The organism is Aquimarina latercula DSM 2041, assembly GCF_000430645.1.
Lineage (GTDB): Bacteria > Bacteroidota > Bacteroidia > Flavobacteriales > Flavobacteriaceae > Aquimarina > Aquimarina latercula.
On the sequence record NZ_AUMK01000023.1, the window covers coordinates 1 to 15151 of the forward strand.

Below are 15151 nucleotides of genomic sequence, written 5' to 3' on the forward strand. Positions count from 1 at the left end.
GTTAGAGCATATTATAAATAACACTCATCTGAATTGAATATAAATTTCACAAGATTAATAACTAATGGAGAGTTTGGTTTTCTAAAAATCGGACAAAGCAAATCCGAAATTGAAAATCAAAACCTGGTCCCTGAATGTTGGCTGAATAAAGAGTCTAAAGAATCCTCTAGAATATGGAGATACGGGAATTTTGAATTACATTTTGATGATAAAACTCATCTGTCAGGAATATTCAATGATTACGTTAACGAACTTGACGGAGGAGAAAGTTTAAATGTTATGGATAATTGGATTCTAAAAAAAGGCATCCACCCTACTCTTGATGAAGTAACTAATGAATTGAATTCTAAAAAACTTAACTTTTCAAAGGATACGGACTCTTTAGGATTAATTACGATTAAATTAAACAACGGAGTATATATGATATTTGAAAATCTGAATGACGGAAAAGAAATATCGCAAGGAGATTACGGAATGACTGTTATCGGAAAAAAATAAACATGCTCTAACAACATATATGTGATCATAGCAGCAAAGTGATCAATCGGTTGGTTCTTGTATATTTATGATGACGCAATGCTTGCAAAAGTTAAAGTTAGCAACCAATGCGCAGATTTATCCAAAATTAAGGTAACATTTTGCGCTGCTACGACACATATATTAAACGTTAGGTGCAATTGTCCCATTTTGATCTGACAATTTTTTCGGAGGGATACGCTGGGATTACGGAGTTTTATTCTGATAAGCAGTACGGACAAATGCTTTGCGAAAAGGAATTGCCCAAATATTTTGCGATGATATCGTGGAGAGTTACACTATCCAAACGCTAGCACGTTATAAAATACTTGATCAAGGTCGCGAAATTTTTTTACAAAGTCAAATTTGAAGCGGAATTGTATAATGTCTATCTGAATGGAAAACGCAGTATTAAGTTCCCTGCACCAACAGATTATAGACGGATCTATAAATCCATAGGTTTGGGTAGCTCCGAAAAAGTTGGGAGTTTTTTGCCTACCAAAATAGAACAACTGAGATTTTATTTTTTAATTTCACCTTAAATTAATCAAAAAAGAAAAGCACATAACACTCCTTAAACTCCATTGATCAAATAGTTTATCTTCGCTATCGCTGCGTAAACGATTTAATCAACGACGCTAAGGCTGAGTTTAGTACGACGTTGTAGCACATTGAAGAAATGACAGAAAGCGAATTTATAGACTATTGGAATAAGGAATATCCAGAATCGTTGCCAATCAATTACGAATTGAAAATGGTATATCCTGACAGGTGGTTTAGAATTCATAGTCTTCCTGAATCAAAAAGATACGCTGAAAATGAAGACGAATATAAAATCATACTTGACCGACAAAACCAATTGATTAACGACCTGATTGGAGAAGAATCGGAAGTCGCTATTTCATTCGGACTCTACAGGTTGGATTCAACAAATGACAATTACAAAGAGCTAACCGACTTTGGAGAATTTCAAAAGGTCTTGAGAATTGATTTACAAAAAGAAAGACCAGAAGAATATGAAGATGAAATGTATTTTGACATTTATGTAAAAACTGAAAGTTGGAAGAACGGTAACAGAAACGAAATTCTCAAAGGAATTGCTGATGATGAAATACGAGCAATGTTTATCAGCCGTTCAAATAAATGTGTCATTGCACCCTATGACGGTGGAGTTGACGTGATTGTAGACTCGACTGAAAAGCGGGATAAACTAAAAGTTAAATACAAGGATTGGCTTTCTGACCGAGAAGATGGAATGTAAAAGAAAAATAAAAAAACGTGCTACAACACTGTATATAGCAAATAGGGCGTTCGGTGGTTTACGAAAGTTCAGTGCTATTTACAAACTCCGCCAAATCGCTGATTTAGCTTTTAAAATGAATAAGATAAAAACAAAATACAACGCTTTGGCTCAGTGCAAACCAGAAAGTATATTGCTTTCTACTGCCCTACTTGCCATATATTAAACGTTGTAGTGCATTAAACCAAACTAAAAAAATAAATGAAGACTATTAATAGAATAATGACGAATATCTGTTCGGACAATTTAGCGGAAAGTCGAAATTTTTATACTAAACTGTTTGACTTTAATGTGGAGTATGATAGTGATTGGTTCGTACACTTAATTTCAAAAGATAAAAAGCTTGAATTGGGAATAATTGACAGAACAAATGAAATCGTACCGAATGATTTTCAAAATAATCCGCAGGGGTTTTATGTGACATTCGTGGTTGATAATGCGGACGAAATATTTGAAGTTGCGAAAACGGAAAAATTTGAAATTATCAGCGAACCGACTGATACTTTTTACGGACAAAGACGATTATTATTGAAAGATCCAAATGGAACTTTAGTTGATATATCTTCACCAATTAAGAGTTTTGAATTTTAAATTAGATTACAGATTTAAGCGGTTGGAAAATCAATCTGAATAAAAAAACGACACTACAACACGGTGTATAAAACATAGCTAATAAGTGCTAAACCGAGAGGTTTGTGTATATTTAGAAAGTCCGCCAAATTTTTAATTTGGCTTTTAAAATGAGAAAAATTAAAAACAAAATATAAAAATTCGGCTCAGTGTTAATTCTAAAAGTTAGTGCTTTTTTGCACGCTACGTTTCATACACAAGTCCGTTGTAATTAATTTGAGATAATGAAAAACATATTTATAATTTTAATTATTCAGTTGTTCTTTGCAACATCTTTAGTTGCTCAGAATAAAAAATATGTTGGAGAATGGAAATCATATTTATCGGATAAAACAACTTTTCAGTACTTAAAACTTAATTCAGATAGAACTGGAATTAAAGCTATTGGAAAAACAATTAACGGAAAAGATACAATATTAAGCGAAAATCACTCATTCTTAAAAATTACCAATTGGAAAATAAAAAAGAAGAAACTTATTATCCAAATAGAACATAATTTAACCTATAACCCTAATAATGTCTATGAAATTAAATCTACAAACAAAGACAGTTTAATATTATTAGGTGATCATTTTGAATTAGGAATTTATCCTTCCAGATTAAATAAAAATTCTTTTAACAAGACAGTAAATTATGTAAACATCAAATCAATAAAAGGTGATTTTGGTTTGAAAACTAAAACTTGTTTAGACGAAATAGAACTCTTTCAATTTGAAAAAATTGATGATGATTTTATTTCCGCTAAATACATTGGGTTTAATGATATAATTCCACATTTAACTGGATGCACGCAAGACTATGAATTTGTATCTAACTACATAGATCCAGCATACGAATTAAGATTGCCTAAAGGATTTGATTTTTGGCATTTAGGTTGGGGGAATAATAGTCTAACTATTTCTTTTATAGACAAAACCGATAAAACAAGTGAAACATCTATATCAATCAACTATGATTTTAAAAATGAGGACAAAAATCATTACTTCTCTCAAATAAAAAAAGGTAAAGAAATTGAAAATAAAATAATATTTGACGGTAAAGAATTATACCAATTTATAAACTGGCAAAAGAAAACGTCTGGTAAGATATTTTATGACAATCATATTTATGTTTCATATTATACTTTTGATAAAAATAAAGAACAAATACTAAAAGAATGTATATCGTCTTTTAAGTATAAAAACTAATTACAACAATTTGTATAATGCATATGCACCCTGCGGGATACAAACGCACTATACAAGAGACGTTATAAGCAATTTGTCTCGATTTAATGGTAACAATTTTAATTGATAAGACACTTAAATATATAAGAAGTAGAAAACATAATTGAAAAGATGAAAAAAATAACTATTGTAATTGCCTTAATTGGAATAAACCTTGGAATGAAAGCTCAAAACGAAACTGTTAATGGTAACCTAACCGTAAAAGGTAATATTAATCAAAATATTGCAGGAACTCCATCAGTTTGGTATCATCTCATACAATCAAACAATCAAAATAGTGGGTTTTGGGCAAATAATGGGAATCCTGCTTTATATTTAAGAGACACTAATGGAAACTTAAATGTTGTTGCAAGACCAGACGGAAAATCTTATTTTAACGGTGGCAATTTTGGTATTGGAACAACAAATCCAAGTCAAGACCTAGAGATTTATAGCAGTAGTCCAGTTATTCGCTTAAGAAACTCTGCAGACGGAACAAGTTCTTATGGTTGGTTAGAATTTAATGATGTAAATTCTAGAATGGGATATGTGGGATTTGGTTCAACGAGTACTAATCATTTATATATTATGAACGAAACTGGAGGGGATATATCTATACCTAAAGGTAATGTTGGAATCGGAACAACAAATCCCAGTCAAGATTTAGAGATTTATAGTAGTAGTCCAGTTATTCGCTTAAGAAATTCTGCAGATGGAACAAGTTCTTATGGATGGTTAGAATTTAATGATGTAAATTCAAGAATGGGATATGTAGGATTTGGTTCAACAAGTACTAATCATTTATACATTATGAATGAAGCTGGAGGAGATATATCCATGCCTAAAGGTAATGTCGGAATCGGAACAACAAATCCAGGCTCCTGGAAATTAGCAGTTAATGGAAAAATAAGAGCAAAAGAAATCAAAGTTGAAACTGGTTGGTCTGATTTTGTTTTCTTTGACGACTATCAACTACCAACTCTTGATGAAGTGGAAAATCATATTCAAGAAAATGGACACTTAAAAGATATTCCAAGTGCAAAGGAGGTAGAAGAAAATGGAATTTTCTTAGGGGAAATGGATTCCAAGTTACTCCAAAAAATAGAAGAACTAACTCTATACACTATTCAACAACAGAAAGAAATCCAAAAACTAAAGGTCCAAAAATCTCAAATTGAAAAGCAACAAAATGAAATAGAGGAATTAAAATCATTAGTTAAACAACTGCTTAAATCTAAAAAATAAAAAGCTTATAACAATTTGTATAATGCATATGCACCCTGCGGGATGTAAACGCATCATACAAGAAACGTTGTGATTCATTCTAGAAGCTCATAAATATGAATAAAATTAATCTCCAAACTTATAAATTATATTATAAATATGACGGACAAGCGGAATGGGAAGAAGACTCTAGAGTAAGAAAACCTAAAGATGTTCATGAAGGAATAGGAAATGACTTTCATATAATAAGTACAATATCCAACAATTTATTTATGATCAAATCTGGATTATATAGTGTAAAACTTATGGAAGGAATGAAAAAGGAAATTGACGAGTTAAAAATAAATTTGACGGACGAAGTATATGGATATATCGAACGGAATGAAAAGATCCATCCTGAACCAGAAAGGAACTTTTTTCAACGTCTTTTTAAATAAAACTTAAAAGAATAATTCTAAAATGACATTAAAGGAAACAGCTCTATGGTTATCATCAAAATCAATTGAAGATAAAATAATATTCAGTGAATTATTACTTTCTGATATGACCGTGATGAATAGAGTAATTTGGGATGACCCAAAATCAACAGATAAAACTAAGGTTGAATGCTTAAAATGGTCTAATGAGTTAGCTCATAGAGTTTGGAACACGTTATTTGAACTCAAACGTGGAGAAGATAATAACTCAGATAAATCATTAATTGATAATATTAGCTTTTACGGGAAACAATCTGAAAAGTTCGCTGGTCATTTAGGCACAACAATTAACGGAACAATAGAAAGATATAATTACTTTAAATAAAAAAAACGTATCACAACACTATATATGATGTCATAGCAGCTAAGTGATCAATCGAAAGGTCAATGTATTTTTGGTAAGGCGCAATGCTTGCAGAAAATAAAAGTTAGCAATCACTGCGCAAATAAATCGAAAAGCAAGGTAACATTTTGCCCTGCTACGACACATATATTAAACGTTACCCAACATTAGATACTAATTGAACAATCGCACAAAATATACACTTCTGATTCTAGTTACTACAGCATTTGTTTTGTCTGTTTATAATCATAACAATGAATTGACTGGGACGAGTTTCGATTCTGTTGAATTAAAATACGCTAAAAGATTCTTCGGATTGGGAATTTTATGCGCTGGACTATATCTTTTCAATAAAAATTGGCGGAATGTATTGATCAAAATTATGATAGGAACATTCAGTATCTCTTTAGCATTGAACTTATATTTATTTCCGCAAATTCATCAAAGTGTTCAGATCAACAAAAAATATGCTGAATACTCTGAAATAAAAACTTGCGAAGAAATGGAAAAACGATTTATAACTGACTTAAAAAATGAAGAAATCTTTTATTTCCAATTTGGAATTGGTTACGATATTGAATTAGCAAAAACACTTATGGAAAAGTATAAAATTAAAACCATTGGAATGGGGTGTATAATTCAATCTGAGATGGAATGCTATAACCAATTGGTGAATAATCATCTAAAAGAAAAATACAACGACGAAATAATTGACTATTGAAAATAAAAACGTTGGGTAACACGATATATGTGTTCATAGCAGCAAAGTGATCAATCGAATGGTTTGCGTATTTTTATGAGGGCGTAATGCTTGCAGAAAGTTAAAGTTCGCAATCAATACGCAAATAAATCGAAAAGCAAGGTAACAATTTGCCCTGCTACGACACATATATTAAACGTTGGGTACAATTATGACAAAAACCATTTTTCATAACGGAGAATTTGAAATAAATGGAATTTCCATACCTGAATTTGAATTAAAAAATGGAAATCTTATCCGAATTTATATTCCAAATTTTGATAGAAAATTTGTGCCATTAGGTTTCGACCTAACAATTGAATTAATAAAACGCTTTCAAAATCAACAACCAGATTTTCCATGGGCAAAAAACTATCAACAAGGGACATTAATGGAATTAATAAGTCCTTTGACTGTAAATAAATACCTGATCTACAAAATGCGGATTGACAAATTGAAAGCGCAAAGAATCGCGGAAGAGATCGGAATTAATTTAAAAGACAAATTAGGGCTTTTAAGTTTTACTAATAGAAAAGCTCTAATAATAAAAGCTCTATTTGACAAAAACGATAGTATAATTTTAGATTATTATGGAGTCGATACTAATGGAATTGGAATTTTAGAAAGTTTAGTGAATTCGGAAATAGAAAATGGTAAATCAGCTATTGCATTTGACAGATTGGAATTTAAAGCTGACAAAGAACCTTTTCAAAATATTATCCCAATAGAAATAAAAAACTGTACCCAACACGATATATGTGATCATAGCAGCTAGGTGATCAATCAAATGGTTGTTGTATTTTTGGTAAGGTGCAATGCTTGCAAGAAGTAAAAGTTAGCAACCATTGCACAGAAAAATCGAAAAGCAAGGTAACATTTTGCCCTGCTACGACACATATATTAAACGTTAGCAACAAGTTGAATGAAATCACTCAGACAAATATATGTAGAATATGAGATTGGAGAAATTTATCCTGAAAGGTTACCTAATGTTTTGAAAGAAAATTTGGACTTTGACAAATTAAACAATGCTCAAAAAACAATATTGAATATGGACAGACCTAGTCGAACTGATATTAATGAATATTTGTTATCTGTATTTGAAATTACTGATGAACAAAGGTTGTCGAAAATAGAAAAGCTAGATTTATTAATAAACAAATGGCTAGTTCATAAACTTGACTCTAACACATTGTTTAGTAGAATCAAATATTTTGAATTGGAAGACTCGTTTCACTCCAATAATTTTGAACAATTTATAAAAAACTTATCAATTGAATCAAGTGGACATTGGATTCCAAGTGATGATTGGGATTGGACAATCGATAATCTAAAAAAAGAATTTATTATTGAAAACAGATATAGTGAATTCTTAATCAAAACCAGTTGCTAACAATGGCTAAAATTAATACGGATTTTGGTGCTTAATCCAAAAGTTAGTGTATTTATATAAAGTCCGCCAAATCTTTTGATTTGGCTTTTAAACATAAAAAAATAAAACAAAATAAAAAGTTTTGGCTAATTGCTTAATCCGAAATTAAATGCTAATTTAATCCCGTACTAACCTTAGCCGAGCCGTTAGCCACAAGCTGCGAAAAAGCCAACGCGCAGTCAAGCACATTTCATTTTTTTTCGTGCCTCAAAAAATAAAAAGAGCTTGCCTCTACCCTACGCTCATCCAAACCGAATGATAATTTTTATACTCATTTAGTGAGTATTTGAAAATTGTTAAGTACATTAGTTCACGGAATTAAAAAAATCCAAAATGAACCGAATAAAAGAGGTTTTAGAACAGAAAGGAATAAAACAAATCTGGTTGGCTGAACAATTAGGAAAGAGCTATAATATGGTACATTCTTACGCTCAAAACAAGAGACAACCGAGTCTGGAGATTTTATATAAAATCGCTGAAATTCTAAATGTAAGTGCAAAAGAACTATTAACTGACGAAAAAACTGAAAAGAAATAAATGGCTAAGAAAGCAGTAAAAACCAAATCTATAGAAGAAACCCTATGGCAATCTTGCGATAAATTAAGAGGTTCAATAGAACCAAGTGAATACAAACACGTTGTGTTAGGTTTAATCTTCTTAAAATTTGCCAGTGATAAATTTGAAGAACGAAGAGAAGAACTCATTGAAGAAGGGAAAGAAAAATACGTAGAAATGAAGGATTTCTACAATATGAAAAATGTCTTTTTCTTAAATGAAACCTCTCGTTGGAATTTTATAAAAGCCAACGCCAAACAAGACGATTTAGCCCTTAAAATTGATACCGCCTTACATCAAATAGAAAAAAACAATCCTGCACTTAAAGGTGCATTGCCAGACAATTATTTTTCACGTTTAGGATTAGATAAAACCAAACTTGCTTCTTTAATTGACCAAATAAGTGAAATAAACACCATCGCAGATAAACAAAACGATATTGTTGGACGTGTGTACGAATATTTCTTAGCCAAATTTGCCATAAAAGAGGGAAAAGGAAAAGGAGAATTCTATACACCAAAAAGTATTGTAAATCTTATTGCAGAATTGATAGAACCATATCAAGGTATTATTTACGACCCTGCTTGTGGTTCTGGAGGTATGTTTGTGCAATCTGTTAAGTTTATAGAAAACCACCACGGAAATAAAAAAGAGGTTTCTGTGTACGGACAAGAATATACCAATACCACCTACAAACTGGCAAAAATGAATTTAGCCATTCGTGGTATATCTGCTAATTTGGGCGAAAAAGCAGCCGATACGTTTGGAGCAGACCAACACCCAGATTTAAAAGCCGATTTTATAATGGCAAACCCACCGTTTAACCAAAAAGATTGGCGTGGTAAAGACGAACTCACAGACGACCCTCGTTGGCAAGGCTATGACGTACCACCAAAATCTAATGCCAATTATGGTTGGATTTTAAATATGGTTTCTAAATTATCGGATAATGGTGTAGCTGGTTTTATATTGGCAAATGGTGCACTCTCTGGTGGTGGCGAAGAATATAAAATTAGAAAAAAACTAATTGAAAATAACTTGGTAGAAGCCATTGTAATTCTACCAAGAAATATGTTTTATACCACAGACATTTCGGTAACGCTGTGGATTTTAAATAAGAATAAAACCAAAAAAACAGTAAGTAAAGGAACAGAAACACGTGAGTACCGATTACGCGAAAGTGAAATCTTATTTATGGACTTGCGCCAAAAAGGTGAACCTTTTGAGAAAAAGTACATTCAGTTTTCAAATCCTCAAATTGAGGATATTGCTGAAACTTTTCATACGTGGCAAACTGATAAAGAAGTATATGCAGATATTCCAGAATACTGCTACTCGGCTACTAAAGATGAAGTAATAAAAAAAGATTACTCTTTAGTACCAAGTAAATACATCGAGTTTGTAAACCGAGACGAAAACATAGATTTTGATACCAAAATGACAGGTTTGCAAACCGAACTAAAAGACCTTTTAGCACAAGAAGAAGCTTCAAAAGCCGATTTACAAAACGTCTTTAAAAGCTTAGGGTATGAACTATAAACGATTGGGTGATTACATACAGCCTGTGAACATTAGAAACAAAGAATTAGAGGTTACCACGTTGTTAGGTGTAAGTATCAAAAAAGTATTAATGTCTTCTATTGCCAATACTATTGGTACAAATATGAAAACCTATAAAATAATTGAGAAAAATCAATTTGCTTATGGTCCTGTAACATCTAGAAATGGAGATAAAATTTCTATTGCTCTTTTAGAAGATTTTGAAAAAGCCATTGTTTCGCAAGCATATACTGTTTTTGAAGTAATAGATGAACAAGAAGTACTTCCTCAATATTTAATGATGTGGTTTCGTAGGCCAGAGTTTGACCGTTTTGCCCGTTTTAAATCACACGGGAGCGCAAGAGAGGTTTTTGATTGGGAAGAATTATGCGATACCCAATTACCCATCCCATCCATAGAAAAACAACAACAAATTGTAGCCGAATACAACACCGTTACCCACCGCATACAACTCAACGAAAAAATAAACACCAACCTAGAAGCTACTGCACAAGCTTTATACAAACATTGGTTTGTGGATTTTGAGTTTCCAAATGAAGATGGTAAACCTTATAAATCTTCAGGCGGTGATATGATTTATAATAAAGAATTGGATAAAGATATTCCTGTTGGGTGGAGTGTGGAATCTGTTAAGGATTTCTCATTAGATATGAAATCAGGAGCAACACCAAATAGAAGTGAAATAGACTACTGGAATAGCAATGATTATTCTTGGATAAAAACAGGTGAACTGAAAAATAGCGTTATTATTAATTCAGAAGAATCCATATCAGCATTGGGGCTTAAAAACAGCTCTACCAAATTACTTCCAATAAATTCAGTCTTAATAGCAATGTATGGTCAAGGAAATACTAAAGGACAGGTCGGTTATCTGAAAATTGAAGCGACTACGAACCAAGCCTGTTGTGCAATGATATGTAAAGATGAAAACTATTCAACATTTCTATATTATCATTTAAGAGTAAACAGAAATGAAATTGTTAAAGATGCTATTGGAGGTGCTCAACCCAATTTAAGTAAAGAGTTGATTGAAAAAATATGTATTATTAAACCTACTGAAGATATTTTAATAAAAACACCATTTGTTGAGATATTAAATAGTCGATGGAGAACTAGTTTAGAATCCCAAAAACTCAAAGAACTTCAAAGCCTGTTATTGGCTAAAATGACTCAAGTTGAATTAAAACCACAAACCGTATGAGTCAAAAATTTACAGAAGCACAATTAGAAAATGTTTTTGCTGAGTTATTGGCAAATGAAGGTTATCCGCATCATTTAGGCAATACGCTAAATCGTGCAGAAGACGAAGTTATAATTGAAGATGACTTACGTTCTTTTCTGGCAACTAATTATGCTAAAGAAAATATCACTACTACTGAAATAGAAGGTGTTATTTTACAATTAAAAACATTACCTAGCTTAGATTTATACGAAAGTAATAAACGTTTTATGCGTATGCTTTCAGATGGGTTTATTCTAAAAAGAGAAGACCCAAGCCAAAAGGATATTTATATCAATTTAGTAGATTATACTAAAACAGATAATAACGTTTATAAATTCGTCAATCAATTAGAAATTGTAGGCAGCCACAAACGTATTCCAGATGGTATTTTATATGTTAATGGTTTGCCTTTAGTTGTCTTTGAATTCAAAACTGCTATTCAAGAAAACACGACTATCCATAACGCTTATGTGCAATTAACTACACGTTACAAGCGAGATATTCCGCAACTTTTTATCTACAATACGTTTTGTGTTATTTCAGATGGTGTAAATAATAAAGCAGGTTCGTTTTTGGCTCCTTATGAGTTTTATTATGCTTGGAGACGAGTTTCTGGTTTAGCAAAAGATGTTGATGGCATAGATTCTATGTTTACTTTGGTTCAAGGAATGTTGCACAAAAATCGTTTGCGAGACATTATTCGCAATTTCATTTACTTACCAGACAGTAGTAAAAAAGACGAGAAAATTGTGTGCCGTTATCCGCAGTATTATGCAGCTAGAGCTTTGTATGAGAATATTAAACTAGCTCAAAAACCAGATGGAAATGGTAAAGGTGGAACTTATTTTGGAGCTACAGGTTGCGGAAAGAGTTTTACAATGTTGTTTTTAACGCGCTTATTAATGAAAAGCGAGTATTTTAAAAACCCAACCATTGTTCTTATTACTGACCGCACCGATTTAGACGACCAATTATCATCACAATTTACAAACGCAAAAAATTATGTTGGCGATAATGGCATTGTAAGTGTAGAAAGTCGTGACCATTTGCGAAAATTACTGCAAGGTTGCGAATCTGGTGGTGTGTTTTTAACCACCATACATAAGTTTACAGAAGATTTAGAATTACTTACAGAACGTACTAACGTTATTTGTATTTCTGACGAAGCACATAGAAGCCAAACCAATTTAGACCAAAAAATAAAAGTTACCGAAAAAGGTGTGAAGAAAACCTACGGTTTTGCAAAATACTTACACGATTCGCTTCCAAACGCCACCTTTGTTGGCTTTACAGGAACACCAATAGATGCAACATTAGATGTCTTTGGAAAAGTAGTAGACTCATACACAATGACAGAATCTGTAAAAGATGAAATCACCGTAAGAATAGTTTATGAAGGAAGAGCCGCAAAAGTAATTCTAAACAATAGTGAACTCGAAAAAATTGAAAAATACTACGAAGAAGCAGCCGAAGCTGGATCAAATGAATATCAAGTAGAAGAAAGCAAAAAGCAATCGGCAAATATGAATGCTATTTTGGGCGACCCAGATGTGCTTAAAAAAATAGCAGTTGACTTTGTTAATCATTATGAAAACCGAGTTAGTGAAGGTGCTACCGTAAAAGGTAAAGCAATGTTTGTTTGCCCAAGTAGACCTATTGCTTATGAGTTTTACAAAAATGTTATTGCATTACGACCAGAATGGGCAGAGATAAAACAAGCGGAAGACGGAGCAGAATTAACCGATAAAGAGAAAAGAGAAATAAAACCAATGGAACGTGTTAAAATGATAATGACACGTGGTAAAGACGACCCAAAAGAACTGTATGATGCTTTGGGTACAAAAGAGTACAGAAAAGAACTTGACCGTCAGTTTAAAAACGAAAAATCAAATTTTAAAATTGCCATTGTGGTAGATATGTGGCTCACTGGTTTTGATGTTCCATTTTTAGACAGTATTTACATTTACAAACCAATTCAGCAACATAATTTAATACAAACTATTTCTCGTGTAAACCGAAAATTTGCAGGAAAAAACAAAGGTTTAGTTGTGGATTATATTGGAATTAAAAAAGCTATGAATATGGCTTTAGCCAAATATGGAAAAGGCGACCAAGATAATTTTGAAGATATAGAATCGTCTTTAATTGTAGTTCGTAATCATTTAGATTTATTAGGTAAATTCTTCCACAAATTTGACAATAGCAAATATTTTAATGGCTCTGCATTAGACCAATTAAACACCTTAAATCAAGCAGCCGAATTTGCACAAGTCACCAAAGAAGCTGAAACCCGTTTTATGGGCTTAGTAAAGCGTTTAAAAGCAGCTTACGACATTTGTGCAGGAAGTGAAAAGCTTACTCAAACCGAAAGAGATTATACGCATTTCTACTTAGCAGTTCGTTCTATCGTTTTTAAATTAACAAAAGGAGATGTACCAGACACTGCACAAATGAATGCCAAGGTGCGAGAAATGATAAAAGATGCTTTGCAAAGTGATGGTGTAGAAGAAATATTTAAACTAGGCGAAAACGCAGAAGCAGAACAAGATATTTTTGATGATGATTATTTAGCCAAAATTGACAAGATTAAATTGCCTAACACTAAAATTAAACTACTTCAAAAACTATTGGCTAAAGCCATTGGAGAAATGAAGAAAGTAAACAAGGTAAAAGGAGTTGATTTTACTAATAAGATGGATTCATTAGTCGCTAAATACAATGATAGAAATGAAAATGATATTTTACGAAGTGAAGTTTACGAAGAAATGGCAGAAGCATTGACGGAAATGATAATGCAAGTTCGTGATGAATTTAATGCAGGAGATGAACTAGGAATTGACTTTGAAGAAAAAGCCTTTTATGATATTCTTTTAGAATTATGTAATAAATATGATTTCACATATCCAGAAGACAAATTAATTGAATTAGCTAAGAAAGTGAAAGAATTAGTTGATAGTCAAGCAAAATTCCCTGATTGGAGTAAACGAGATGATATTAAAGCAGCTTTAAAAGTTGGACTTATTTTACTCTTAGACGAATTTGGATATCCACCAGTAGAAAGAGACGAGGTTTATGAGGAAATCTTCTCACAAGCGGAGAATTTTAAGAAAAATAGAAAATAAAGCGGAATGAAAAGCCAACGCTCAAAGCCATACACATTTGCAATTCGCTAAAGCCAACACACAAACCCAAAATTGCAAAAGAGTATGTCTTCTGCCAACGCTAGCAAGTTTGCGGAATAAAGCCAGTGGCTAACAATGTATATAAAAAATAGGGCGATTTTTACTAAATCAAAGGCTTGTACTTTTTTACAAAATCCGCCACATTTTTAATTTGTATTTTAGAAAAAAGATAAAAATAAAATAAAAAATATGGCTCAGTATAAATCCGAAAGTAAGTGCTTATCATCTGCCCTACTTTTCATATACTAGACCGTTGTGTAGCATTAAAAAATTATGTGTGATTTCGAAAATAGAATAAAATTTTGTTCTTGTGATAAAGAAAGTATAAAGTTTCGAAAACCAAAAAAATTTATAAGAAAGAAAGGGAAGCTAGTCGAGCAGATTAATCCAAAAGACTCTAAAATTCCGTTAGAATACATTTGGACTCTTTTCAAATTTGATGGAGAAAAAGAAATTACGGAAATAGGTCGATATATGATGCCAATAAATGATTTAGGTAATGGATTAAATGCGGAATGGATTGCTTTGAATTTAAACTGTGAAGATTGTTTTGACTTTGAATATACTCCTAGTGAAGGCGATAATTTGAAAATTCATGAAAATGTTATTATGAGTGCTTATCTTTCTTTTATATATAGAAATGGTGAATGGATTATCGATCATCACAGTCCTTGGTCGACAGAAATATCTAAATTAAAAGAGGGAAAGATAAAAACGCTACACAACAAAGTATAAAAAGCATTAAAACGATTTTTATACAAACCGTT

At 32.0% G+C, this 15151-nt stretch carries 15 protein-coding genes; all 15 read left to right on the forward strand.

Features of this window, described 5'->3' with window-relative positions:
- The first annotated feature begins 33 nt into the window (after positions 1-33).
- The 15 genes from H526_RS0117615 to H526_RS0117690 all read left to right on the forward strand — a co-directional run bounded on the left by H526_RS0117615 (position 34) and on the right by H526_RS0117690 (position 15119).
- Complete coding sequence (locus H526_RS0117615; RefSeq protein ID WP_027394136.1) at positions 34-498, forward strand: hypothetical protein; 465 nt, start codon at positions 34-36, stop codon at positions 496-498.
- A gap of 697 nt (positions 499-1195) precedes the next feature.
- The gene (locus tag H526_RS0117620; protein ID WP_027394219.1) at positions 1196-1777 is read left to right on the forward strand and encodes a DUF3885 domain-containing protein; all 582 of its coding nucleotides are present in this window, start codon (positions 1196-1198) and stop codon (positions 1775-1777) included.
- A gap of 240 nt (positions 1778-2017) precedes the next feature.
- Positions 2018-2407 carry a VOC family protein gene (locus H526_RS0117630; RefSeq protein WP_035085968.1) on the forward strand — a complete coding sequence of 130 codons (390 nt, stop codon included), beginning with the start codon at positions 2018-2020 and terminating at the stop codon, positions 2405-2407.
- A gap of 263 nt (positions 2408-2670) precedes the next feature.
- Positions 2671-3633, forward strand: coding sequence for a hypothetical protein (locus H526_RS0117635; protein WP_027394222.1), 963 nt, complete (start codon positions 2671-2673; stop codon positions 3631-3633).
- Between the two features lie 150 nt (positions 3634-3783).
- A complete protein-coding gene (locus tag H526_RS31065) occupies positions 3784-4896 on the forward strand; it encodes a DUF4200 domain-containing protein (RefSeq protein ID WP_051336224.1) in 1113 nt (370 codons plus the stop codon).
- Between the two features lie 95 nt (positions 4897-4991).
- A complete protein-coding gene (locus H526_RS0117645) occupies positions 4992-5312 on the forward strand; it encodes a hypothetical protein (RefSeq protein WP_027394223.1) in 321 nt (106 codons plus the stop codon).
- 22 nt (positions 5313-5334) lie between these two features.
- Entirely contained in the window at positions 5335-5676 is a 342-nt protein-coding gene (locus tag H526_RS29495) for a hypothetical protein (protein ID WP_035085970.1), read from the forward strand.
- 400 nt (positions 5677-6076) lie between these two features.
- Entirely contained in the window at positions 6077-6415 is a 339-nt protein-coding gene (locus H526_RS31870; RefSeq protein ID WP_027394224.1) for an FEKKY domain-containing protein, read from the forward strand.
- A gap of 190 nt (positions 6416-6605) precedes the next feature.
- On the forward strand, positions 6606-7208 hold the full coding sequence (locus H526_RS0117660) for a hypothetical protein (protein ID WP_027394225.1): 603 nt from the start codon (positions 6606-6608) through the stop codon (positions 7206-7208).
- A gap of 147 nt (positions 7209-7355) precedes the next feature.
- A complete protein-coding gene (locus H526_RS0117665; protein ID WP_027394226.1) occupies positions 7356-7826 on the forward strand; it encodes a hypothetical protein in 471 nt (156 codons plus the stop codon).
- Positions 7827-8198: 372 nt separating this feature from the next.
- On the forward strand, positions 8199-8402 hold the full coding sequence (locus H526_RS0117670) for a helix-turn-helix domain-containing protein (RefSeq protein ID WP_027394227.1): 204 nt from the start codon (positions 8199-8201) through the stop codon (positions 8400-8402).
- Positions 8403-9959: a type I restriction-modification system subunit M gene (locus tag H526_RS0117675; protein WP_027394228.1), complete on the forward strand. Its 1557-nt coding sequence runs from the start codon at positions 8403-8405 to the stop codon at positions 9957-9959.
- Entirely contained in the window at positions 9949-11181 is a 1233-nt protein-coding gene (locus H526_RS31525) for a restriction endonuclease subunit S (RefSeq protein WP_081415649.1), read from the forward strand. Before H526_RS0117675 ends, H526_RS31525 begins: the two co-directional genes overlap by 11 nt.
- The gene (locus H526_RS0117685; protein ID WP_035085975.1) at positions 11178-14324 is read left to right on the forward strand and encodes a type I restriction endonuclease subunit R; all 3147 of its coding nucleotides are present in this window, start codon (positions 11178-11180) and stop codon (positions 14322-14324) included. The genes H526_RS31525 and H526_RS0117685 overlap by 4 nt, the downstream gene beginning before the upstream one ends.
- 333 nt (positions 14325-14657) lie before the next feature.
- The gene (locus H526_RS0117690) at positions 14658-15119 is read left to right on the forward strand and encodes a hypothetical protein (RefSeq protein ID WP_027391786.1); all 462 of its coding nucleotides are present in this window, start codon (positions 14658-14660) and stop codon (positions 15117-15119) included.
- Positions 15120-15151 lie beyond the last annotated feature (32 nt).